This window comes from Zavarzinia compransoris (assembly GCF_003173055.1).
GTDB classification, from domain to species: Bacteria; Pseudomonadota; Alphaproteobacteria; order Zavarziniales; family Zavarziniaceae; genus Zavarzinia; species Zavarzinia compransoris.
Genome location: NZ_QGLF01000004.1, coordinates 352,314 through 375,102 on the forward strand (window position 1 = coordinate 352,314; position 22,789 = coordinate 375,102).

At 68.9% G+C, this 22,789-nt stretch carries 17 protein-coding genes and 1 riboswitch; of the genes, 8 read left to right on the plus strand and 9 right to left on the minus strand.

The window, feature by feature from the left end; translation table 11 throughout:
- Positions 1-509 precede the first annotated feature (509 nt).
- Both DKG75_RS15605 and trxB read right to left on the minus strand, forming a co-directional pair.
- Positions 510-1,400: a LysR family transcriptional regulator gene (locus DKG75_RS15605; RefSeq protein ID WP_109922054.1), complete on the minus strand. Its 891-nt coding sequence runs from the start codon at positions 1,398-1,400 to the stop codon at positions 510-512.
- A gap of 37 nt (positions 1,401-1,437) precedes the next feature.
- A complete protein-coding gene (gene trxB / locus DKG75_RS15610; RefSeq protein ID WP_109922055.1) occupies positions 1,438-2,406 on the minus strand; it encodes a thioredoxin-disulfide reductase in 969 nt (322 codons plus the stop codon).
- Between the two features lie 305 nt (positions 2,407-2,711).
- Here trxB and DKG75_RS15615 point away from each other — a divergent pair, with 305 nt between their 5' ends.
- Positions 2,712-3,209: an Lrp/AsnC family transcriptional regulator gene (locus DKG75_RS15615; protein WP_109922056.1), complete on the plus strand. Its 498-nt coding sequence runs from the start codon at positions 2,712-2,714 to the stop codon at positions 3,207-3,209.
- A 125-nt stretch (positions 3,210-3,334) separates the two neighbouring features.
- Here DKG75_RS15615 and DKG75_RS15620 read toward each other — a convergent pair whose 3' ends face one another.
- The 4 genes from DKG75_RS15620 to DKG75_RS15635 all read right to left on the minus strand — a co-directional run bounded on the left by DKG75_RS15620 (position 3,335) and on the right by DKG75_RS15635 (position 7,318).
- A complete protein-coding gene (locus DKG75_RS15620; RefSeq protein WP_109922057.1) occupies positions 3,335-3,943 on the minus strand; it encodes a cation efflux transmembrane domain-containing protein in 609 nt (202 codons plus the stop codon).
- 1 nt (position 3,944) lies between these two features.
- Positions 3,945-4,340, minus strand: coding sequence for a fluoride efflux transporter CrcB (crcB, locus tag DKG75_RS15625; RefSeq protein WP_109922058.1), 396 nt, complete (start codon positions 4,338-4,340; stop codon positions 3,945-3,947).
- A gap of 27 nt (positions 4,341-4,367) precedes the next feature.
- Positions 4,368-4,429, minus strand: a riboswitch (Fluoride riboswitch).
- A gap of 42 nt (positions 4,430-4,471) precedes the next feature.
- Positions 4,472-5,200 (minus strand): MBL fold metallo-hydrolase, encoded by a 729-nt coding sequence (locus DKG75_RS15630; RefSeq protein WP_109922059.1) that lies wholly within the window; start codon positions 5,198-5,200, stop codon positions 4,472-4,474.
- A 63-nt stretch (positions 5,201-5,263) separates the two neighbouring features.
- Entirely contained in the window at positions 5,264-7,318 is a 2,055-nt protein-coding gene (locus DKG75_RS15635) for an aminopeptidase P family protein (RefSeq protein WP_109922060.1), read from the minus strand.
- Between the two features lie 179 nt (positions 7,319-7,497).
- Between DKG75_RS15635 and DKG75_RS23595 the strand changes: the two genes are divergently transcribed.
- A complete protein-coding gene (locus tag DKG75_RS23595) occupies positions 7,498-7,908 on the plus strand; it encodes a DUF1127 domain-containing protein (protein ID WP_243746548.1) in 411 nt (136 codons plus the stop codon).
- 90 nt (positions 7,909-7,998) lie between these two features.
- Here the strand turns inward: DKG75_RS23595 and DKG75_RS15645 are convergent, their stop codons facing one another.
- Genes DKG75_RS15645 through DKG75_RS15655 form a run of 3 tightly spaced genes read right to left on the minus strand, consistent with a single transcriptional unit; the run spans position 7,999 to position 11,739 of the window.
- Positions 7,999-8,880, minus strand: a complete 882-nt coding sequence (locus tag DKG75_RS15645) for a 50S ribosomal protein L11 methyltransferase (protein ID WP_109922061.1) — start codon at positions 8,878-8,880, stop codon at positions 7,999-8,001.
- A gap of 41 nt (positions 8,881-8,921) precedes the next feature.
- Positions 8,922-11,237, minus strand: a complete 2,316-nt coding sequence (locus DKG75_RS15650) for an ATP-dependent helicase (protein ID WP_109922062.1) — start codon at positions 11,235-11,237, stop codon at positions 8,922-8,924.
- A 4-nt stretch (positions 11,238-11,241) separates the two neighbouring features.
- Positions 11,242-11,739 (minus strand): thioesterase family protein, encoded by a 498-nt coding sequence (locus tag DKG75_RS15655; protein ID WP_109922063.1) that lies wholly within the window; start codon positions 11,737-11,739, stop codon positions 11,242-11,244.
- A 112-nt stretch (positions 11,740-11,851) separates the two neighbouring features.
- On the opposite strand from DKG75_RS15655, the gene DKG75_RS15660 reads away from it, so the two are divergent.
- The 6 genes from DKG75_RS15660 (at position 11,852) to DKG75_RS15690 (ending at position 22,656) form a co-directional block, all read left to right on the plus strand.
- Entirely contained in the window at positions 11,852-12,871 is a 1,020-nt protein-coding gene (locus DKG75_RS15660) for an IclR family transcriptional regulator (protein WP_133636989.1), read from the plus strand.
- A 127-nt stretch (positions 12,872-12,998) separates the two neighbouring features.
- Positions 12,999-14,186: a S1 family peptidase gene (locus DKG75_RS15665; RefSeq protein WP_109922067.1), complete on the plus strand. Its 1,188-nt coding sequence runs from the start codon at positions 12,999-13,001 to the stop codon at positions 14,184-14,186.
- Positions 14,187-14,195: 9 nt separating this feature from the next.
- Positions 14,196-15,533, plus strand: a complete 1,338-nt coding sequence (locus tag DKG75_RS23265) for a hypothetical protein (RefSeq protein ID WP_208112089.1) — start codon at positions 14,196-14,198, stop codon at positions 15,531-15,533.
- A 246-nt stretch (positions 15,534-15,779) separates the two neighbouring features.
- Complete coding sequence (locus DKG75_RS15680; protein WP_109922070.1) at positions 15,780-18,755, plus strand: virulence factor SrfB; 2,976 nt, start codon at positions 15,780-15,782, stop codon at positions 18,753-18,755.
- Between the two features lie 8 nt (positions 18,756-18,763).
- Positions 18,764-21,406, plus strand: a complete 2,643-nt coding sequence (locus DKG75_RS15685) for a virulence factor SrfC family protein (RefSeq protein ID WP_109922071.1) — start codon at positions 18,764-18,766, stop codon at positions 21,404-21,406.
- 14 nt (positions 21,407-21,420) lie between these two features.
- Positions 21,421-22,656 (plus strand): SEL1-like repeat protein, encoded by a 1,236-nt coding sequence (locus DKG75_RS15690; RefSeq protein WP_133636987.1) that lies wholly within the window; start codon positions 21,421-21,423, stop codon positions 22,654-22,656.
- Positions 22,657-22,789: the final 133 nt, after the last annotated feature.

Consider the following 22,789-nt stretch of genomic DNA (forward strand, 5'->3'; position numbering starts at 1 on the left):
CGGCAACCGACCAAAATCGACGGTATTAATATCCAAAATGGGTAATTAACGGATGTGGGGATTCCCGCGGGGCAGCGCAGGTGGCGGAAACGCTGAAGAATCCCGCTAAATTGGGTCAATGTTTATTCCCATTTTGGACTAAAACATTAAATGGGAATAACTGCCGGCCCTCCGGATCCGGCCGCGCAAGGCAAAAAAATGCCGGGCCAAAGGCCCGGCAAGTCATACAGGGAGGCTTCACGTCAAAAGACCGTGAAGGTGGTCAGGGGAATGGGGGGCAAACCGCCTGACCGGATACAGGACCGGGGGAGGGAGTGGTCCTGCATCCAAGGCCGCTGCCAGGCAGCGGCGTCAGATGAATATTTAGTCCTGCACCCGCTCAGTCACCATTGCTAATGCGAGCGGCGGCTGTTGCATTTTTTGCATGGAACCGGATTGGCGGTAAAATCCGGTTCCAAATCAACAATATGACAAAATTGTCATTATGCTGCACTGCGATGGTTCCGGGGTCAGAACCCCCATTCCGCCACTTTCCGCAGCATGAAGTCGCGGAACACGGCGATACGCTTGGTATCGCGCAATTCTTCCGGATAGACGAAATAAGTGTCGAAGGTCGGGCCCGCGCTGTCGGGCAGGACCTGGGTCAGCTTGGTATTGCCGCGCGCCACATAGTCGGGCAGGGCGGCGATGCCGAGCCCGGATTCAACCGCCAGCATCAGGGCATAGATATTGTTGACGGTGAAGATGGGCTTCCGCGGTTTCTGGGGATCGGGCGATTTCGCCAGCAGCCAGTTCACGTCGGCCAGCGGCTGGGGCACGGCCGCGCCATAGGCGAGCACGGCGTGATTGTCGAGATCGTCGATATTCTTCGGCGCGCCGAAGCGCTTCAGGTAGCTGGGCGCGGCATAGAGGTGGTTGGTCACCTGCACCAGCCGGCGCTGCACCAGATCGGCCTGGACCGGGGCGCGGAAGCGGATGGCGATATCCGCCTCGCGCATGCCGAGGTCGAGTTCGTCGTCGTCGAGGATCAGGTGGACCCGGATATCGGGATAGAGGTCGACGAATTCCTTGATCCGGGGGGTGAGCCACAGCATGCCGAAGCTGACCGTGGTGGTGACGCGCAATTCGCCCCGCGGCTTGTCCTTCGAATCCGCCAGCATGGCTTCCGCCATCGCCAGCTTGGCGAAGACGTCATGGGCGGTCCTGAACAGCAGTTCGCCCTGTTCGGTCAGGATCAGGCCGCGCGCATGGCGGTGGAACAGCGATACCTTCAGGCTTTCCTCAAGGGCGCTGATCTGCCGGCTGACCGCCGATTGCGACAGGTTCAGCACTTCGCCCGCATGGGTGAAGCTGCCCGCCTCGGCGACGGCATGGAAAATCCTCAGCTTGTCCCAGTCCATCATCGCGCGCCCCCCTGCTGCGCACGCCCTGCCGCCGTCACTCGGCGGCTGCCGCTCGCTCGTCTTCGTGTTGGCCGAGGAAGCGTTCCGCCTCCAGGGCAGCCATGCAGCCCATGCCGGCGGCGGTCACCGCCTGGCGATAGACGTGATCCTTGACGTCGCCCGCGGCGAAGACGCCGGGGATGCTGGTCGCGGTCGAGTCCGGGGCCGTCAGCAGATAGCCCTGGTCGTCCATCGGCAGCTTGCCCTTGAAAAGCTCGGTCGCCGGCGAATGGCCGATGGCGACGAAGAAACCGTCGGTCGGCAGTTCCGTGACCTCGCCGGTCAGGATGTTGCGCAGGCGCACGCCGGTCACGCCCGGCGGATCCTCGCCGCCCAGGATCTCCTCGACGGCGCTGTTCCACACCACCGAGACCTTGGGATGGGCGAGCAGGCGGCGCTGGTTGGTCTTGTCCGCGCGCAGCTCGCCGCGCCGGTGCACCAGCGTCACCTTGGCGGCGTGATTGGTCAGGTAGAGCGCTTCCTCGACCGCGGTATTGCCGCCGCCGACGACGACCACCGTCTTGCCGCGATAGAAGAAGCCGTCGCAGGTGGCGCAGGCGGAAACGCCGAAGCCCTGGAATTTCTGTTCCGACGCCAGGCCCAGCCATTTGGCGCTGGCGCCGGTCGCGATGATCACCGTGTCGGCGGTATAGACCGTGCCCGAATCGCCGGTCAGGGTGAAGGGGCGCTGGCCGAAATCGACCTCGGCGATGATGTCGTCGATGATGGTGGTGCCGACGTGGCGGGCCTGGGCCTCCATCTGCTCCATCAGCCAGGGGCCCTGGATTGCTTCGGCGAAGCCCGGGTAATTCTCGACCTCGGTGGTGATGGTCAATTGGCCGCCCGGGGTCAGGCCGCGCACCATGACCGGGTCGAGGCAGGCGCGGGCGGCATAGATCGCCGCCGTGCAGCCGGCCGGGCCCGAGCCGATGATCAGCACCTTGGCGTGGCGACGCTCCGACATTCCCAATATACTCCGCGGTTCTCGATCGCGCCGCCCCCCGGATGCGCCATGCGGTCGCGGCGGGCGAAGACGATGGGTTGAGAGAATCGCCCATATGGGGTTTCTCTTCCCCGACATGTTATGCGTTGCGGGCATGGCGCGCCAAGAGGCGGCGCAGCGCTTTCGCGCCGGAACTTGACGGCGACCGTTTATGGCGTGTAATCCCGCGCTGCGCCGATGTTTCCGCGAATTTGCACCATGATTGGCGAAATTTTCTTTCTCAACGCCGTGCCGGGCCTGATAATGCGCCGCCACAGGGGGAGCGCATGACCAAGGTTAAGCTCGACGATATCGACGTGCAGATTCTCGATCACCTTCAGTCCGATGGCCGCATGACCAATGTCGATCTGGCCCGGAAGGTCGGGATTTCGGCGCCGCCCTGTCTTCGTCGTGTCCGCGCCCTCGAGGAATCGGGCTATATCAAGGGCTACCACGCCGAGGTCGATGCCGAGGCGCTGGGCTTCGAAGTGACGGTCTTCGCCATGGTCGGCCTTGCCAGCCAGGCCGAATCGGACCTCGTCGCCTTCGAGGAACGGGTGCGGAACATGCCGCTGGTCCGCGAATGCTGGATGCTGAACGGCGAAATCGATTTCATCCTGAAGATCGTCGCCCGCGACCTTGCCGAATTCCAGGGCTTCCTGACCCGCGAACTGACCCCGGCGCCCAATGTCGCCAGCGTGAAGACCAGCTTCACCATCCGGAACGGCAAGCACGCCCCGGGCGTCCCCTTCGGCCTGCCGCCCCGGCCGGCGCGGGCCCGTTAGGGCGGCCTTGCTGACGGCTTTCGGCCCCGGCATCTGGATTGCGGACGGTCCCGGGGTCGCGGTCGCCGGCTTTCGCTCTCCGACCCGGATGGCCGTCGTCCGGCTGGCGGACCGGCTGAGCCCGGTCACGGTTTCGCGGCCGCATGTTCCGCCCGGGCGGTCTGCCAGACTTCATGGGCGGCATCCGCGTTCATCGCCGCGATGGCAAGGCCCACGATCAGGTCCGGCCACGCCGAGGGCCACAGGAAGGCGGTGACCAGCCCGGCAGCGATGATGGCGAGATTGGCCAGGGCATCGTTGCGGGCGGAGAGAAAGGCGGCGCGGGTCAGGCTGCCCGCCCGGCGCCGGAAGCGTGTCAGCAGGGCGGCGCAGAAGAGGTTGACCGCCAGCGCCCCCGCGCCGGCCAGCGACAGGGGCAGCGGATCGGGGGCGAGTGGGGCATTGAACTTGTCCCAGGCCGTCCACAGCGTCGCCACCGCCGGGGCGAGCAGAATGGCCGACAGGGCCATCCCGGCCCGCGCCCGGTTCGCGGCGCTCCAGCCCAGGGCGGCGAGGATCAGCAGGTTGACCAGGGTGTCTTCCAGGAAGTCGACCGAATCGGCGAAGAGGGAAACCGATCCGATCGCCAGCGCGACGGCGAATTCGACGCCGAAATAGGCGAGATTGAGCAGGGCGACCGCGGCGACCGCCCGGCGCAGGGCGGGATCGGATTCGGTTTGGGAAGACGGGGCCATATCAGTCACTCCAGGCGCGGGTAAGCAGCAGCATGCCGAACAGGGCGCCGCAGGAAACGATCACGCTCGCCAGGGCATAGGCGATGGCGGCGGCGGCCTGGCCGCGCGCCCACAGGTTCACGCTGTCGAGCGAGAAGGCCGAGAAGGTGGTGAAGCCGCCGATGATGCCGGTGGTCAGGAACAATTGCAGGGACTGGCCGGGCGGGGGCGAGCGGGCGAACATGCCGACGACCAGCCCCATCGCCGCCGAGCCGGCGATATTGATCAGCAATGTGCCATAAGGAAAGCCGGGGCCGAGGACCTGAAGCGAGAGCCTGCCCATGCAATGCCGGAGCATGCCCCCGATTCCCGAGCCGATGAAGACGACGACGTAACCGGCGAAAACGGTATTGCCCATGAATATCCTGCCCGCGCCGGACGGCGCGCCGTTGCAGGAGTCATCAGCATCATCGCGGTTACAAGGGAGACCCCATTCCCATTCGCCACTGTGCCAGAAGCGGGCGGGCCGGGCAACCGGCGGCGCGCGGCCTATGCCGACAGGGCGGCGAGGTTGAGCGCGAGCAGGCTGCCGTCCGACGGTTCGCCCCGGCCGGGGACCACGATCCCGGGACTGCCGAAACGATCGATCGTCGATTGCAGCGGTTGGGGCGCGATCGGCTGTGCCGGGCACCGCAGGTCGGCGGAGGGCCGGATCAGGCTGCCGCCGTAGAGGCAGTCCGCATCCTCGACATAGACGAGCGTATTGGCCCGGGTCTGGGCGGCGCCGGGGTGGAAGACTTCGATCAGGCGCTCGCCCACCTCGAAGGCCATGGCTTCGCCCTGCCAGTCGGCCCGGGGCAGGGGCAGGCCGGCGGACATGGCGGCGGCGACCGTGGTTTCATGGCCGAGGCTGCGCAGGCCGCGCTCGTGCACGGCGGCAAGGCCGCCCAGCCGGTCGGCCCGGGCTTCGGTGACATAGACCTGAAGCGGGGCGCCGCTGGTCAGGCGGTCGACGGCGTCGATCAGCCGGGCCGTATCCTCGTGGGTCGCGGCGGTATCGACCAGCAGCGCGCCCTGGCGCCCGACCACGACGAGGCCGTTGGAGGCCAGGGCCTCGCCGCTCTCGTTCGCGAAGGAGACATGGACATAGAGCCCGTCCGCGACCGGGAACAGGCTGGGCGGGGGCAGGCGGCGGAAGGCGGACAGCGCCGCCCCGGGGGCACGGGCCGCCAGCATGTCGTCGAAACCGTGGCGGCGGTCGTGGAACATCATGCGCATCTCTGCCCCCCTGCTGATCGCGGCGGCACCATGGCGGCGCGATCGGGCGGGGGTCGGGCGGGTCTATGGCGAAATTGGGGCGGTCGCCGCTTTCAGCCAGTCGAGCGCCGCCCCGTCCAGTAGCGGCGACAAGGCGCCGAGGACCCGGGCGTGATAGGCGTTCACCAGGGCGATCTCCGCCGCCGACAGCCGATGGGTGTCGATCAGGCGGCGGTCGTAGGGGACGAGGGTCAGGGTCTCGAAGCCCAGCATGTCCCGCTCGGCGCCCGCGGGGGCGGGCAGGGCGGTGACCGCGATCAGATTCTCGATGCGGATGCCATAGGCGCCGGTCTTGTAGTAACCGGGCTCGTTCGAGACGATCATGCCCGGTTGCAGGGCCACCGTGTTCGGCATCTTGGAAATCCGCTGCGGCCCCTCGTGCACACACAGGAACGAGCCGACCCCATGGCCCGTGCCGTGGTCGTAGTCGAGCCCGGCCTGCCACAGGGGCGCGCGGGCCAGCACGTCGAGCTGGCTGCCCGAGGTGCCGGCGGGAAAGCGCGCCGCGCCCAGCGCCAGATGGCCCTTGAGGACCAGGGTATAGCGATCGCGATGCTCCGGGCTCGGCGTGCCGAGGGCCAGCGTCCGGGTAACGTCGGTGGTGCCGTCCGGATATTGCGCCCCGGAATCCAGCAGCAGCAGGGTGCCGGCCGCGAGCACGCGGCTGGTTTCCGGCGTGGCCCGGTAATGGACGATGGCGCCGTTCGGCCCGGCGCCGGCGATGGTGTCGAAGCTGGGGCCGCGGAACCAGGCATGTTGCGCGCGCGCGGCCTGGAGCCGGGCGACGACATCGATCTCGTCGAGCACGGCGCCGGCCGCGAGATCGGCGTCGAGCGCCTGGAGGAAGCGGACGATCGCCGCCCCGTCGCGGACATGGGCGGCGCGGCTGCCCGCGATCTCGACCGGGTTCTTCACCGCCCGGGGCAGGGCGCAGGGGTCGAGGCCGGCGAGCGCCGTACCCCCCGCCGCCTCGATCCGGTGATGCAGCCAGAGGGCGGCGGTCGCCTGATCCAGGCGCACCCGCGCCCCCGCCGCGCCCAGCGCATCGAGTGCGGGGCCGAGGTCGGCCGGGGCCTCGACCGAGACCCGGTTGCCCAGGTGGCGGTGGGCCGCAACGGTGACCTTGGCGGGATCGGTGAACAGGCGGACGCGGCCTTCGCCGCCCGCCTCCAGAATGGCGAAGCCGAGGCTGAGGGGATTGTTCGGCACGTCGAGGCCGCGCACGTTCAGCAGCCAGGCCAGGCCGTCCGGCGCGCTGATCACCGCCGCATCCAGCCCCTCGGCGGCAAGGCCGGCGGCAAGGCGGGCGATCTTCGCCTCATGGGGTTCGCCCGCCTGCGCGACCGGGTGCGGCTGCATCGGCGACAGCGGCGCCGGCGGACGGTCGCGCCAGACCGCGTCGATCGGGTTCCCGGCGACGGCGACCAGGGCCGCGCCCGCCGCCTGGACGGCGCGCTCGATCGCGGCCAGCCCGCCTTGTGTATGCAGCCAGGGGTCGAAGCCCAGCCGGTCCCCCGGCTTCAGCGCGGCGGCGAGCCAGCGCGACGGCGGCGCATCGATCAGGTGATGGGGCTCGAACAGGGCGGTGTCGACCTGATCCCGGACCTGGAGCGTGTAGCGGCCGTCGACGAAGATCGCTGCCCGCTCCGCCAGCACCACCGCCAGCCCGGCGGAACCGCCGAAGCCGGTCAGCCAGGCCAGGCGCTGGGCCGCGGGCGGGATATATTCCCCCTGGTGCTCGTCGGCCAGGGGCACCAGGAAACCGGTCAGGTTGCGGGCGGCCAGCGCGGCGCGCAGGTCAGCCAGTCGCGCCGCGCTGGCCTGCCGCCCGGCGGCGATCGGCGCCAGCAGTTTCTGCCGCGCTGCCAGCACCAGGCCGGTGACCGGGGCGGCGGCCGCCGGCGGCGCCCCGGGGGCGATCACGGCCAGCAGGTCCGTCGGCCGCTCCGCCGTGCCCGCGGCGGCGGCGGCCAGCCGGAAGCCCAGGCGTTCCGCGGCTTGCGGCGGCAGCGAAGCGGCCAGTTCGGCCAGGGCATCGCCGTCGAAGAGAGGCGCGGTCGCCGGTTCTGCTGTGCTCATTTTTTCGCCTCTGGATGAAGGTTTCGTGGGGGCTGCCTGGAAGCTATGCATATAGTGGGACGTTAATTTTGTTCCCTTGCGTTCGATGCATATCTCGCCTGCCGCGCCCCCTCTGCCTCGGGACTGCTGCGCTGCGTATATAGACGACGACGGTAACGCCAACCCACGGAGAAGCAATCATGGCTTACGTGTACGGAACGGCGTCCCGCTCGCATGTTGGGCCCCGTTCGCCTGTCGGTCACGGGCCCGGCAGCATCGATGGTTTCTTCGCCGGTCCCGCCGCTGTGACGGCACGGGTCCTGCCGGTGGCGGAACTGGGCATCTTCGTCTGGGAGGTTCTTATGCTTGTCGCCAAGGCTCCGAAGATGGTTGCCCGCATGCTGCAGGGTTTCGTGGCGCGCCAGCGCCTGCGTGCCGAATTGTCTGCTCTTGACGACCGCCTCCTGGCCGATATCGGCATCGAGCGCGGCCTGATCGATGGTGTCGTCGCCGGCAAGGTTCGGCGGGATGCCAAAACGCCGGTCCCGGCGCAGGCGACGGTGGTCGCGGTGGCGAATGAAAACGCCGCCGGCAACGCCCAAGCCGCTTGAGGCATCAGGGACGCCCGACGGCGTGCCGAAACATTGTGACGAGACGCGAAAGCCGGCCGCCGCTCCCCAGGATCGGCGGCCGGTTCCGTTTCAGCGGGCAAGGACCAGGGTCGCCCAGCCGTCCCGGCGGATGCGGTCGGCGAGATGGAGGCCGCGGGCGCGATAGGCCGCCAGCACCAATTGCTCCTGCGAGACCAGAAGGCCGGAGAGGATGATCACGCCGCCCGGCGCCAGCACGTCGCAGATCTGGCGGGCCAGCTTGGTCAGGGGCACGGCCAGGATATTGGCGATGATCAGGTCGAAGGGGGCGGCGGCCTGCACTTCCCGCTCGATCACGCCGTCGGCGACGCGGTGGCGGGCGGCGTTCCACAGCCCGTTCCGCCGCATGTTCTCCCGCGCGGTGAGCACCGCGACCGGATCGACATCGGTCGAGAACAGCACCGGCGGCACCCACAGAAGCCGCGCCGCCATGGCCAGGATGCCCGAGCCGGCGCCGACGTCGATCACCCGCCGGAACCGGCGGCGTTTCGCCAGCCGTTCGAGCGCCAGCACGCAGCCGGCCGTGGTCGCGTGGCGGCCGGTGCCGAAGGCGAGGCCGGCCTCGATCTCCAGGGTCAGGGCGGCGGTCGGCGGGGTTTCCGGCGCCTCGGGCCCGTGGATCCAGAACCGCCCGATCGACAGCGGCGACAGGATCTTCTGGGTTTCCGACACCCAGTCGACATCGGGCAGCACGCGCCATTCGATGGGCGGCAGGTCGATGCCGGCGATCTCCGCCGCCTGGACCAGGGCATCCGCCAGCGCCTCCCGGTCGCCATCGGGGCCGAGCAGTGCCTCCAGGGTCCAGGTCGCGCCGTCGTCGTAAGTCATGGAGGTGAGGGCGACGACGAGGTCCGACAGCATCAGTTCGAAGGTCGGCACCGCCTCGGGCGGCAGGGTCAGATGCGCTTCGATCAGGCCGGCGCCGGGATTCATGGGTCAAGCCTCGGAGAGGGGGGAGGGGACGGGGGGCCTGTTTACGCCTTGGAGACGAAACTGGCGATGACCTTTTTGGCACCTGCCTTGTCGAAGGCGATGTCCAGCTTGTTGCCGTCGATATTGGTGATCCGGCCATAGCCGAATTTCTGGTGGAACACCCGCTGGCCGCGGGCGAAATCGTCGCCCGTATTCTCGTTGGCGGTCACGCGCTCGAAGCTGGCGTCCAGGTGGCGCACCGGCTTTGCCGTCGCCGCGCGCTGGAAGCCGGGGGAGAGGCCGCGGTCGCCGAACAGATCGGCCTCGCGCAGCTGGCTGCCGAAACCGCGGTCGCCCATGGTCCCGCCCCAGAGCCCGGGGCGCGCCTCGGCCTCGACATGGTTGCGCGGCAATTCGTCGATGAAGCGCGACGGGATCGCGCTCTGCCACTGGTTATAGACCCGGCGGTTGGCGGCATGGCTGATGATCGCCGTCTCCCGCGCCCGGGTGATCCCGACATAGGCGAGGCGGCGTTCCTCTTCGAGGCCGGCCAGGCCGTTCTCGTCCAGGCTGCGCTGGCTGGGGAACAGGCCCTCCTCCCAGCCGGGCAGGAAGACGACGGGGAATTCCAGGCCCTTGGCGCCGTGCAGCGTCATCAGGGTGACCATGTCCTGGTTGCCGTCGCCGCGCTCGATCTCCATCACCAGGGCGACATGGTCGAGGAAGGCGGCAAGCGATTCGAAGCCGGCCAGGGCATCGACCAATTCCTTCAGGTTGTCCAGGCGGCCCGGCGCCTCGGCCGATTTGTCGGCCTGCCACATGGCGGTATAGCCGCTTTCGTCCAGCACCATTTCGGCCAGTTCGGGATGCGGCAGGTCGCGGCCGGCGGCGCGCCAGCGGCCGAAACCGTCGATCAGGTCGCGCAGGCTCGAGCGCGCCTTCGGCTTCAACTCGTCGGTCTCGGTGATCAGGGTGGCGGCATGGTGCAGGGAGATGTTGCGCTCCCGCGCCAGGAGATGGAGCTGCTGCACCGTGGCATCGCCCAGGCCGCGCTTCGGGACATTGACGATCCGCTCGAAGGCGAGATCGTCGTCGGGCGAGACCAGGACCCGGAAATAGGCCAGCGCATCGCGGATTTCCTGGCGTTCGTAGAAGCGGGGGCCGCCGATCACGCGGTAAGGCAGGCCGACGGTGACGAAACGTTCCTCGAAGGCGCGGGTCTGGTGGCCCGCGCGCACCAGGATCGCCATTTCCGACAGGCGCCGGCCGTGGCCGCGCATGCCCTCGATCAGGTCGGCGCTGGCGCGGGCCTCTTCCTCGCCGTCCCAATAGCCGATGACGCGGACTTTCTCGCCCATGTCGTCCTCGGTCCACAGGGTCTTGCCGAGGCGGCCCTCGTTGGCCGCAATCAGGCCCGAGGCGGCGGCGAGAATATGGCCGGTGGAGCGGTAGTTGCGTTCCAGCCGGATGACCAGGGCGCCGGGGAAATCGCTTTCGAATTTCAGGATGTTGCCGACCTCGGCCCCGCGCCAGCCGTAGATCGACTGGTCGTCGTCGCCGACGCAGCAAAGGTTGCGCCAGCGCTGCGCCAGCAGCCGTAGCCACAGGTATTGGGCGACATTGGTATCCTGATATTCGTCGACCAGGATGTATTTGAAGCGGCGCTGCCAGTCCGCCAGCACGTCCGGGTGCTTTTGAAAGATGGTGATGACATGCAGCAGCAGGTCGCCGAAATCGGCGGCGTTCAGGGTCTTCAGCCGCTCCTGGTAGGCGGCGTAGAGCGTGCGGCCCTTGCCGTCGCCGAAACTCTGGGCATCGTCGGCGCCCAGCTTTTCCGGGGTCAGCGCCCGGTTCTTCCAGCGGTCGATCAGGCCGGCCAGGTTGCGCGCGGGGAACCGCTTCTCGTCCATGCCCTCGGCCGCCAGGATCTGCTTCAGCAGGCGGACCTGATCGTCGGTGTCGAGGATGGTGAAATTCGGTTGCAGGCCGACGAGTTCGGCGTGGCGGCGCAGGATGCGGGCGGCGATCGAATGGAAGGTGCCGAGCCAGCTCATCCCTTCGGCGACGCCGCCGATGATGCCGGCGACCCGCTGCTGCATCTCGCGCGCCGCCTTGTTGGTGAAGGTGACCGCCAGGATCTGCCCGGGCCAGGCCTTGCCCAGGTGCAGCAGATGGGCGATCCGCGTCGTCAGCACCCTGGTCTTGCCGGTGCCGGCGCCGGCGAGCACCAGCACCGGGCCGTCCGTCGCCTCGACCGCCTGGCGCTGTTCGGGGTTCAGCCCGTCGAGATAGGGCGGCGGGGCCGCGGGGACGGCAGTGGCGGGGGTGGCCGCCGGGGCATCGTCCCAGCCGGCGGGGTCGAAGGGATCGGCGCTCATCGTCTCAGCCCTGGGCCGCGGGCTTCGGGCGCAGCCCCATGACCCGGCCCAGCGCCGCCGGCCGGGGCAGGCGGCCGTGGTCCGCCGCCATGCGGCCGAACAGGTCCTGGAGATGATCCGGCATGGCGGCGGCGGCGCGCCGGCCGAGGTCGACATGCAGCGCGACCTGTTCCGACGTCGCGGACAGGTAGCCGTCCGCGGCATGGCGCATCTCGCAATAGTAATGAAGTCGCTTCACATCATGCGCAAGCAATTGAAACGTGAAATGGAGCCGATCTCCCTGCTTCACTTCCTGCAAATAATGGACATGAGTTTCAAGGACGAAGAACGAGTGATTCGTGCGTTCGACGTACCCCTTGCCGCAATCGAAGCGATCGAAGGCGCGATCCAGCGCCTGGTCGAAGACGACGTTGTAATAGCCGACGTTCATATGGCCGTTGTAGTCCACCCAGTCGGGCAGGACGAAGGCGTGACCGCAGTCGAGGGGGGCGTTCGTAAGCATGACGAGAATATAGAGAGAACATCCGGGCGAGGGAAGGGCGGCGGCCGGTGCGGCCGGAAACGCGGGAAATGCCCGATATCGGCGGCGGCGACGAGGGGGGACGAGCGAGATTTTGCCGAATCAACGGGTATCCGAGGGCAGGTTCCATGCCTGCGCGCCGGCGGTCGAGCGCCATCGCTGGATGATGCGCGCCTTCGTCGAATTCCATCGCGATTTCTACCGGTTTCTGACGCCGCTGTTCGATGGCGACATCGAGACGGTCTGTCTGGCGGAAGCGCTGACCCTGCGGGCCGGCCCCCTGGCCTTTCTCGGCGCGGGCCCGGCGGAGGACGCGCAGGCGGCAGCGGCGGCGGCCGGCGCGGGCACGCTCGCCCACGACCTGGGCCTGCCGTGGGAAACCGCGCGGCGCAAGCTCTGCCGCCTGGTCGAGCGGGGCATCGCGCTCAAGGAGGCGGGGGGCCGCTTCCGCCTGCGCCCCGGCACCTTGGCCGGTCCTCGCTTTCTCGACGCCGGGGCGGGGATCGGCGCGCTTGCCGCCGGTTTCCTGAACCGTTGCCTGCGCGAGGGGTATATCGGCCTCGAGCGGGCGGGCCCGGGCGGGACGCGGGACAAGCTGCCCCTCGACCCGGAACGGCCCCGGCAGATCGCCGAGGGGGGCCGGCCGGACGGCCGGGAATTGCTCCGGCTGTCGTTTTCCTGGCTGTTCATCGAAATCTATCTCGTCCGCAGCCGGGTTTACGAACGGGATATCGAACAGGCCCTGATCAGCGATGCGGTCGGCCTTTTCGCCGTCGAGCAATTGTACCATTCGCCCGAATACCGCGACCGGCTGGGCAGCATGGCGGTCATCCTGGGCGAGAACCAGAAGGGCGTCTCGGCCCGCTGGGTGGCCGAGCAGACCGGCCTGCCGCGGGAAACCGTGCGCCGCAAGCTGAAGCGCATGGTCGAGACCGGCTTCCTGTCGGAAACCGAGGACAGCCGCTATATCTTCAAGCCCGGCCTGTTCCTGCGGCCCGACATCGTCGCCGCGGTCCAGGCGATCGAGCGGCTGATCGTCGAATTCCTGGAGCGGACGCTGCGCCTCGGCATCTTCGTCGTCATGCGCGACGAGGCGGACAGCACAGAGGTGTGATCCACGACATTGGCAGCGCGGGACCGGTTTGTTAGCGTTCAGCCTGATCGCGGTCCGCCCTCGTCCGCGAGCGGCGCCGGCCCCGCCGAGAACGCCAGTCCGCAAAGCCAGTTCGGGAACGTCCGTCATGTCCACGCCCACATCGACCGAGTCGCCCGCCGAACCGCCGCGCCGGGGCAAGCCCTGGTGGCTGATCCCGGCCGGGCTTGCCGTGGCGCTGGCCTTTCTCGCGCTCGGGTTCTGGCTCGGCTGGGCGATCCTCGCCGAAAAGCTGGACGGACTGGAAGGCCGGGCCAGCCTGATCGACGAGGGCCGCGCCCGCCAGGAAATCGAATTGCAGCGCGAGGCCAACCGCGCCCTCGAACAGCGGATCGCCGAGGCGCAGCGCACCCTGGAAGGCAATGTCTGCACCATGGAGAATCCCTTCGGTGCGCTGCCGACCCTGCCCGAAAGCGTCGCTCCCCCGCCGGAGGCGACCCCGACCCCGCCGGGCGGGCAGAATTTCCAGGGCACGCTGATGGACCTGATCGAGCAGGGGACCGTGCTCGTCCTCGGCCCCAGCGCCGAGGGGGTGGAGATGGGCACCGGCTTCTTCGTGGCGCCCGGCCTCGTCGTCACCAATGCCCATGTCGTCGCCGGGGTGACGGGGCAGGTCTTCGTCACCTCGAAGAAACTGGGCGGGGCCAAGACCGCGACCATCATCGCCTCGACCAATGCGACGACGCCGGGGCAGGTCGATTTCGCCGTGCTGCGCGTCGATGGCGCCCCCGCCGACATCCAGCCCCTGTCCCTGACCACGACCATCGCCAAGCTGGACCATGTCGTCGCCGCCGGCTTCCCCGGCATCGTGATCGAGGGCGACCAGGCCTTCCGCCGCCTGATGGAACAGGGCGATGCCTCGGCCGTGCCGGAAATGGCCGTCACCAGCGGCGAGGTTTCGGTCACCCAGCAATTGGACGGCGGGGTTCCCGTCGTCGTTCATACCGCCGGCATTTCGCCGGGCAATTCGGGCGGGCCGCTGGTCGATCGCTGCGGCCGCGTGGTCGGGGTGAACACCTTCCTCCGGGTCGAGGCGTCCCAGGCGGTGCGGGTGAATTATGCGCTCGCCACCTCGAAGCTGATCGAATTCCTGAAAAGCCAGAATGTCGGCTTCACCGAACTGACCGGGCTCTGCGTGCCGGCCAACCCGCCGGCGACCGCGCCCGGCCAGGCCGGGCAGGGGGGCGCCGCCCCCGCGACGCCTGCACCCACAACGCCAGCCCCTGCAACGACGCCTGCGCCCGCGGCGCCGGCCGCGCCCGCGCCCGCCCGCTAGGCCGCGATCATGACCAGCCAGCTTGTCGCGACCACCCGTTCGACGGAGGTCCACGCGCTCGGCGCGGGCGGACAGCCGGTCACCCTCGCCTACGACCAGATCGTCCAATACCTGCGGCGCAACCTGACCGCGGACCATGCCGCCCTGCTGGCGGAACCGAACTACGACCCCGCCCGCGGCCAGATCGACTGGTATGCCTCGGGCGATGGCGCGCCCCGGCGCCTGTCCGAATTGCCGCCGGCGGACCGGCAGGCGATCGAGGACCGGCTCTCGACCCTGTCCGACGACATCCGCCGCAAGGCGGAGCATTTGTCGGCCGCGCGCGAGACCGGGGACCGGCTGATGGGGCAGATGTTGCTCTCGGCCCTGGAAATCCCCTCGATCGACCATGTCCTGGTGCTGGACGGCAAGCCGGTGCTGACCGCCTGGGGCCATGCCCTCGACGACGACAGCGCGGCGCGCGGCGTCCTCACCCGCTTCCGCCGCGGCGTCGCACCGCCGCCCCCGCCGCCGCCGGTGGCCGGGCCGGCCGTTGTCGCCGCCGCCCCGCCGCCCCGGCGGTTCCCCTGGTGGCTGGCGGCGCTGTTCGCCCTGCTGCTGGTCCTGGCGACCTTGCTGTGGTGGTTCTGGCCCCGGATCATCGGCATTTTCACCCTGCCGGACCCGGTCTGCGGCATCGATCCCGACGAGATCGCCCTGATCGACGAGCGTGACGCCGAAGCCGCGCGCGAAGGCGTGCTGCGCCGGGAACTGGCCGATATCGAGCGCCGGATCGCGGAAAAGCGCCTGGCCTGCCAGCCGCCTCCGCCTCCGCCCCCTCCGCCACCGCCTCCACCTCCACCTCCACCTCCACCTCCACCTCCACCTCCACCTCCACCTCCACCGCCCCCTCCGCCGCCGCCTCCGCCGCCACCCCCACCGCCTCCGCCACCGCCGGAGCAGCCGAACCGCGATGCGGAGCGGGTGGAGCGCGACGGCGGCCGTGAGGGCAAGATGCAGGTCATCCTGGCCTGGGACGATCTCAACGACGTCGACATCTATGTCCAATGCCCGAACGGCCAGTGGATCTTCTACAAATTCCCCCGCGCCTGCGGCGGCGAGTTGGACATCGACCACAATGTCGAACGGGCGGATGCGATCATGGATCCGGTCGAGAATGTGGTCTGGCTGGACAATCCGCCGCCGGGCCAGTACCGGATCGAAGTCCATCTGCCGACCGCGCGGCAGTCGCGCCAGTCGCCCTATCGGGTTACGCTGCGGCGCGAGGGCAAGCCGGACATGGTGTTCGAGGGCGTGGTCGGCCAGGGCAACCGGCGCAAGCATGTCTATACGTTCACCGTGCCCTGATGCTTAGAGACCATTTGGAAACCCCGGCCGGGTCGATCCGGCGGATCTTTCCGCGCCCCGCGGCGTCAGCGATCGTGGCCGTATCACACGATATCGGCCGCGATCGCTTCCTTGCGGGACACGAAAATCTCTCGCCGGCTCTCAGCCGCCGGATTTCCAAACGATCTCTTAAGCGTGTCTTGGCCGGGCCTTGCGGCTACACTGCCCCCGGTGGCCCGTGCCCGGCCCCCCAATGGTTTTGAGACGATGTTGAAACGCCTGACCACCTTCCGCCGGCTGGTAAGCCTAGTTCCGTCCAGCGGCCTGCAGTTCCTCGATTTCGGCTTCGACGTCGATGCCCTGCCCAAGGTCACCCGCGCCTTCTGGGAGGAGCCGGTGGCGGGCGCCGCGGTCTCGCCCCAGGGCGACCAGCAGGTGGTGCTGCGCAGCCTCGTCCTCGCTGACGAGGCGACGGGCCGCATGATCGACCCGAAGACCGGCGCCGCCGCTCCCCCTGAAGAAATCTACGAGTTGAACGGGCGGAAGGGGCTGGAGGCCTTCCTCGGCCGCTGGGTGCCGCTGCCCTACCTGAAGGTGAAGGCGAAGGACGGCGACGGCCGCGATATCTACGACCAGGGCCCGGGCAATTGGGCCCGGCTGCGCGTGGTCGAACTGCCGGAGCGGGACCGCGACGGCATCAGCCACCGGGTGACGCTCGCCTTCGATACCGCGCTCGGCAACCGCCTGCCCGGGCGGCCCTATGTCATGCCCAGCCCGTCGGACGCGGTGGAACAGCAGGAATTCGCCCTGGTCGCCGACGACGACAAGAATGCCTGGTTCATGGAGGAAGCCTGGGTCGACCAGTGGCTGGACGAAGCCTTCCGCGAGTTCAAGCAGGCCCAGCGCCCGAACCGGCCCCTGCGCGACGAGGATTTCCCCCATGCCTGCGAGCATTGGGCGCGCTACCTGACTTTCCTCGCCCTGGTCGATGCCGCCGAGATCCTGCCCCGCGTGCGCCTGATCGACACGCTGTCGGAAGCCGGGCGCCATGTCCCGGTCGAGGTCGATCTCGTGCTCGACATCGGCAATTCCCGGACCTGCGGCATCCTGATGGAAAACCATGCGGACGAGCGCATGGACCTGAACGATTCCTATGTCCTCGAACTGCGCGATCTCGCCCATCCGGAGCAGAGCTACGGCAAGCCGTTCGAAAGCCGGGTCGAATTCGCCCGGGCGGGCTTCGGCAAGGACGCGGCCTCGCGCCGCTCGGGTCGGGCCAATGCCTTCTGGTGGCCGAGCCCGGTGCGCATCGGCCCCGAAGCCATGCGCCTGGCCGGCGATGCGCTGGGCAACGAGGGCACCACCGGCCTGTCCAGCCCCAAGCGCTATCTGTGGGATACGCGGCCGCTGGCCCAGGGCTGGCGCTTCAACGGCGTCGGGCCGGACGGCGTCACCACCGAGCCGCCGGTCGCCGGCCCGATCATGGGCCTTCTGACCGAGGAGGGCGAGGTGCTGCGCCAATTGCCGCCGGGGCGCGGCAATCCGGCGGTGCGGGCGCGCTTCTCGCGCTCGTCGGTCTATAGTCTTTTGCTGGCGGAAATTCTCTGCCAGGCGATTTCCATGATCAACGCGCCGGAAATCCGCATGGCCCGGCGCCACGGCGACGTGCCGCGCCGGTTGCGCCGCATCGTCCTGACCATGCCGCCGGCCATGCCGGTCGCCGAACAGCGCCTGATGCGCCGACGGGCCGAAGGGGCGGTGAAACTGGTCTGGGACCTGATGGCCATGGGTGCCGCCGACGGCCGCCTGCCGCCCGAGCCGGTGATCGTCCTCAACCTCGACGAGGCGTCGGGCACCCAATTGGTCTATCTCTATACCGAGATCACCCAGAAATTCCGGGGCGATTATGGCGCCTTCTTCGAATTGAAGGGCCGGGTGCGGGATCGGGAAGGTTACGGCGCCGATCCGGCGCTGCGCATCGCCTCGATCGATATCGGCGGCGGCACCACCGATCTCATCGTCACCACCTATACGATCGAGGGCCAGCGGGCGATCAATCCGACCCAGAATTTCCGCGAGGGCTTCAAGCTCGCCGGCGACGACATCCTGGCGGCGGTGATCGAGCGCCATATCCTGCCCGCGATCGCCGGTGCGCTGTCGGGGGCCGGCGTCGGCGATCCGGCGGCCATGCTGAAGAAACTCTTCTCCGGCAATCGCGGTTCCGAGACCGAGTTGGAACGCCACCTGCGCCGCCAGTTCGTCACCCAGGTGCTGGAGCCGGCGGGCCTGTCCCTGCTGCACCAATACGAGCAGGGCGGCGCCGGGCCCCAGGCCGGGGCGGAGATCCGCCGCCTGGACCAGCTGTGGGACAAGGGCCTGCCGCCCTCGGCGCGGGTGCTGCGCTTCTTCGCCAAGGAGGCGGAGGACCATGGCGCCCGGGGTTTCGAGACGGCGGCGGTGGCGGTCACCGTCGATCTCGCCGGGATCGAGGCGACCGTGCTGGGCGTCATCGGCCAGACCCTGGCCGATCTTGCCGAGGTCATCCATGCCTATGACTGCGACATCCTGCTGCTTTCCGGCCGGCCGTCGCGCCTGCCGGCGATCATGAAGGTGATGCTGGCCAAGCTGCCGGTGATGCCGGACCGGGTGGTGCCCATGCACCAATATGCGGTCGGCACCTGGTATCCCTTCCGCGACGTGAACGCCCGGATCGAGGACCCGAAGACGGCGGCCGCCGTCGGCGCCATGCTGTGCGGCCTGGCCGAGGGGCATCTCGAAGCCTTCCTCATGCGCACCTCGAAGCTGAGCATGAAATCGACGGCGCGTTTCTTCGGCGAGATGGAAATCTCCGGCCAGATCCGGCGCCGCAACGTCTTCCTGGCCGATCCGACGCTGGACGCGAAGACGGGGGAGGGCGGGGGCGAGAGTTTCGTCCTCAACTTCTACGCCCCGATCTTCATCGGTTTCCGCCAGCTCGATCTCGAACGCTGGCCGGCGACGCCGCTCTATTACCTCGAATTCACCAATCCGTCCGCCGCCGCCGGCCTCGCCCTGCCCCTCAGGGTGACCCTGGAACGGGCCGAGGTCGATGCCGAGCACCTGGAACGCTGGGAGGAATTCAAGATCACCGAGGTCGAGGACGCGGAGGGTAACAGCCGCCGCAGCCTCGTCTCGCTCCGCCTGCAGACCCTGAAGGCGGCGCAGGGCTATTGGCGTGACACCGGCGTTCTCAGCGTGATGTGAGCGGAACCATGAGCATCGATCATCAGGCCGAAAACGAAAAGCTGCGCCAGCTTGCCGCCCGCACCACCGAGGCGGCGAGCGCCGCCCTCGACTGGTTCCAGGGCAATCCCGACAAGCTGCGCCAGGACGAGGCGGCGCTCCGCCGTGACTTCAGGCGTTTCGTCACCGCCTCGCGGAAGCTGGAGACGGCGGCGACGCGGCCGATGTGCGCCTCGGTCTTCGGGCCGAGCCAGGCCGGCAAATCCTATCTGATCTCGGTCCTGGCCCGGAAGGAGACGGAGCCGCTGATGGCGGTGTTCGACGGCCGCGTGGTCGATTTCGTCGCCGAGATCAACCCCGAGGGCAGCCAGGAAGCCACCGGCGTCGTTACCCGCTTCACCATGAAGGGGCGGCCGACGCCGGCGGGCAAGCCGGTGGCGCTGCGCCTGCTGTCCCAGACCGATCTGGTCAAGATCATCGGCAACACCTACTACTCCGACTTCAACCTGGAGGAGGAGGAGCCGCCGACCCCGCAGAAGCTGGGCGAAGTCTTCGCCGGCCTCGAGGGGCGTGCCGCGTCGCAGCCGCTGGATACGCTGACGGCGGACGACGTCTACGATCTCCAGGAATATTTCGAGAAATACTTCAAGCCGCAGGCGGGCATCCGGGCCCTGTCCGCGACCTATTGGGCGCGGGCGGCCGATCTGGCGCCGCGCCTGCCGCTGGCCGAACGCGCCGCCCTGTTCGGCGCCATCTGGAATTTCATCCCCAAGCTGACGGCGCTTTATCTGCGTCTTGCGCAAGGGCTGGAAAAGCTCGGCTTTGCCGGCGAGGCCTGGGCCGGGATCGAGGCGCTGCTGCCGCGCGACAAGTCGATCATCGATGTCCGCGCCCTTGGCCAATTGGGCCAGGACGGCATCGCCGCCGATCCCCTGACCCTGGTCACCAGGGACGGCCGACAGGCGCAACTGGCCCGGGCGGAGGTCACGGCCCTGATCGCGGAACTGACCATCGTCATGCGCGACCAGCCCTGGTCCTTCTTCGATCACACCGACCTGCTGGATTTTCCGGGCGCCCGCAGCCGCGAGAATTTCCCCGATCCGCGCCGCTTTCTCGACCAGGCGGGCTCGCTCGGCTCGGTCTATCTGCGCGGCAAGGTCGCCTATCTCTTCGAGCGTTACTGCGCCGAGCGCGAGCTTACCTCCATGCTGCTGTGCATCGGTCCCTCGAACCAGGAGGTGCGCACCCTGCCGGCCATGGTGAAGGACTGGATCGACGCCACCCACGGCGAAACCCCGGAGGAGCGGGAGCGGCAGGAAAACGCGCTCTTCCTGGTGCTGACCAAGTTCGACATGGAATTCGAGGAAAAGGCCGGCCAGGCCGCGACCACCGAGGGGCGGTGGACGGCGCGGCTGAATGCCTCGCTGCTCGATTTCTTCGGCAAGGCCCATGACTGGCCGCGCGCCTGGACGCCCTCGCGCGCCTTCGACAATAGTTTCTGGCTGCGCAACCCGAATTTCGTCGCGAAGCACATCCTCGATTACGACGAGGCGGGCAAGGAGGCGGGCATCCGCGCCTCCGAAGCCGGGCGCATCGCCAAGGCCAAGGCCGATTTCCTCTCGAACGAGGCGGCGCAGCGCCATTTCCGCGACCCGGAAAAGGCCTGGGACGAAGCCTTCCGCCTGAACGACGGCGGTATCTCCTATCTTGCCGCCTCGCTGGCGCCGGTGTGCAACCCGGCGATCAAGCGCCGCCAGATCGAGGAACAATTGCGCTCGCTGCGCCGGGCCATGGCGGAACGGCTGGCGCGCTACTACGTCTCGGGCGACCTGTCGGTCGAATTGGAGCGGCGCCGGGCGGCGGCGCGCAATGCCGGGCGCCGGCTGGTCGCCTGTGCCGGCGACCAGAAATTCGGCGACCTGCTGCGGGCCCTGCATGTCCAGCCCGATGCCCTGATCGACCTCTATTACCGGGTCGAGGGCCACGAGCCGGCGGAGCCGGCGCCGGGCAAGGCGGCGGACGGCGGCCCCGCCCTCGGCCGCCGGCCCGATGCCCAGTCGATGATGGATGCCCTTTTCGGCGACGGGCCGGCGCCCGCCGCCGCCGCGGACGAGCCGCTGCCGGTCAGGGCGCGCGACCAGGCGGAACGCTTCGCCGATGCCGCCCTCGAATATTGGGCGGAACAGATCCATGCGCTGGCCGGCAACGGCCCCTTGCGCGATGCCATCGGTCTCGACGCCCAATCCGCCTCGACATTGGTCGAGGAATTGGGGATCGGCGCCCGCCGCCTCGATATTGCCGCCGCGATCGCCGATCAGGTGCGGCGCCTTTCCGCCTATCGCGCCAAGCTGGGCGAGGCGGTGGCAAAGCCGGTGACGGCGGCGGAAACCGCGATCAATACCTATGTCAACCGCCTCGGCTTCGACCGGCGGCCGGTGACGGCGCGGCCGGTGAACCGGGCGACGGCGCGGCCGATCTTCCAGCCGACCCCGCCCGCCGGGAATTACCCGAAGCTGGCGGAGGAACCGGCAGCCTATGACCAGGCTTTCTATGTCGACTGGATCACCGGATTCCTGGCGTTTGCCGAGGAAAACGTCTCCTTCAAGGATGGCGAGGCGGTGGACGTCGAGGCCAACGCGCGGCTGGGTGGCATCATCCAGGCCCTGAACTGAGGCGGGAACAGGCGATGTCGGGCCCACGCATGCGGATCGTCGAGGATGTCGCCCAGGTCGAGGGCGGGCATGCCATCGTCATCGTCGAGGGCAAGGGCCAATATCTCGGCGACGGTACCCTGGGCATCCGCCGTCTCGGTTACGAGGCGGCGCATCTCGCGGCCGAGGGCTGGCGGGTGGCGGACGCAAGGGTGACCGCCGACCGCTATGAGATCCGCGACGGCGCGATCCAGTTCTACCTGGGGCCGGAGGTGACGCGCCACCTGACCTCGGACGACCACGTCGCCATCGATGTCAACGGCATCCCCGGCCAGGCGGTGCTGGCCTGGCCGATGATCACGCCCTTCTACGAGGGCAAGACCGAATTCCGGCGCTTTTCCGCACGGCCGCGCCCGGCCCCGGTGGAACCGCCCGCGCCCGCGTCCGCCCCGGCGCCGGACGAGGAGCCGACGGTGATCATGGTGCCCCTGCACGCGCGGGCGCCGCAGCCGCAACTGCCGCCGGAATCGGAAACCGTGCGGCCCACCCCCATGCCGCCGCCGCCGCCATTGGGCCCCGACCCGGACGAGGTGGCGAGACGCAAGGGATCCCAGCCGGAAAAGCCGGCGGGCGGGCGCGTGCTGGCCGTGGTCCTGCCCGTGGTCTGGTGCCTTGCCGCCCTCGGCATCGGCGCTGCCGCCTGGCATTTCCGCCCCCAGGGGGAGGCGGTCGCGACCGCGCCGGCGGAGACGCCGCCCGCCCTGCCGGACAATCCCCCTTCGATCGACCTGCCGCCGGTGACCGACCTGCCGCCAGAAACGCTGCCAGAAACGCCGCCGCAAACGCCGCCGGTCGCCGAAACGCCGCCCCAGAACCCGACCCTGCCGGATCCGCAGCCGCCGGCGGCGCGCAGCGTGCAGGACATCGTCCGGTCCGCGACCAGCCCGCAGCAGATCTACGACGAAGCCCTGAAATTCCGCGCCCGCGGCGATTACCAGGGCATGCTGCTGCTGTTGGAAAATGCGGCCGAGCGCGGCCACGGCGAGGCGATGCTGGAAATCGGCCGGCTCTATGATCCGGCGACCTTCATCGCCGGCCAGCCGTTTTCGCGCGCCAATCCGGCTCAGGCGGCGAAATTCTACCGCAAGGCCGAGGCGGCGGGCGTGCCCGAGGCCGCCACTGCCCTGGCCGCCCTGAAAACCCTGCTCGACCAGAAGGCGGCGGGTGGCGATGCCGAGGCGCGGGCGGCGCTTGCCGCCTATTGGCCGTGAGGATGGCGGCGCGCTCCCCCTCACCCCCGCCCTCTCCCCGAAGGGGCGAGGGAGGAAATGGCATCGACTCCCTCGCCCCTTCGGGGAGAGGGCCGGGGTGAGGGGGGAAATGCCGATGCAAGGAAGATCGCCG

Coding starts and splice junctions, on each gene's coding strand:
- DKG75_RS15605 (WP_109922054.1), bottom strand. CDS start 1,400: ATGGACTGGGACAAGCTGAGGATTTTCCATGCCGTCGCCGAGGCGGGC.
- trxB (WP_109922055.1), bottom strand. CDS start 2,406: ATGTCGGAGCGTCGCCACGCCAAGGTGCTGATCATCGGCTCGGGCCCG.
- DKG75_RS15615 (WP_109922056.1), top strand. CDS start 2,712: ATGACCAAGGTTAAGCTCGACGATATCGACGTGCAGATTCTCGATCAC.
- DKG75_RS15620 (WP_109922057.1), bottom strand. CDS start 3,943: ATGGCCCCGTCTTCCCAAACCGAATCCGATCCCGCCCTGCGCCGGGCG.
- crcB (WP_109922058.1), bottom strand. CDS start 4,340: ATGGGCAATACCGTTTTCGCCGGTTACGTCGTCGTCTTCATCGGCTCG.
- DKG75_RS15630 (WP_109922059.1), bottom strand. CDS start 5,200: ATGCGCATGATGTTCCACGACCGCCGCCACGGTTTCGACGACATGCTG.
- DKG75_RS15635 (WP_109922060.1), bottom strand. CDS start 7,318: ATGAGCACAGCAGAACCGGCGACCGCGCCTCTCTTCGACGGCGATGCC.
- DKG75_RS23595 (WP_243746548.1), top strand. CDS start 7,498: ATGGCTTACGTGTACGGAACGGCGTCCCGCTCGCATGTTGGGCCCCGT.
- DKG75_RS15645 (WP_109922061.1), bottom strand. CDS start 8,880: ATGAATCCCGGCGCCGGCCTGATCGAAGCGCATCTGACCCTGCCGCCC.
- DKG75_RS15650 (WP_109922062.1), bottom strand. CDS start 11,237: ATGAGCGCCGATCCCTTCGACCCCGCCGGCTGGGACGATGCCCCGGCG.
- DKG75_RS15655 (WP_109922063.1), bottom strand. CDS start 11,739: ATGCTTACGAACGCCCCCCTCGACTGCGGTCACGCCTTCGTCCTGCCC.
- DKG75_RS15665 (WP_109922067.1), top strand. CDS start 12,999: ATGTCCACGCCCACATCGACCGAGTCGCCCGCCGAACCGCCGCGCCGG.
- DKG75_RS23265 (WP_208112089.1), top strand. CDS start 14,196: ATGACCAGCCAGCTTGTCGCGACCACCCGTTCGACGGAGGTCCACGCG.
- DKG75_RS15680 (WP_109922070.1), top strand. CDS start 15,780: ATGTTGAAACGCCTGACCACCTTCCGCCGGCTGGTAAGCCTAGTTCCG.
- DKG75_RS15685 (WP_109922071.1), top strand. CDS start 18,764: ATGAGCATCGATCATCAGGCCGAAAACGAAAAGCTGCGCCAGCTTGCC.
- DKG75_RS15690 (WP_133636987.1), top strand. CDS start 21,421: ATGTCGGGCCCACGCATGCGGATCGTCGAGGATGTCGCCCAGGTCGAG.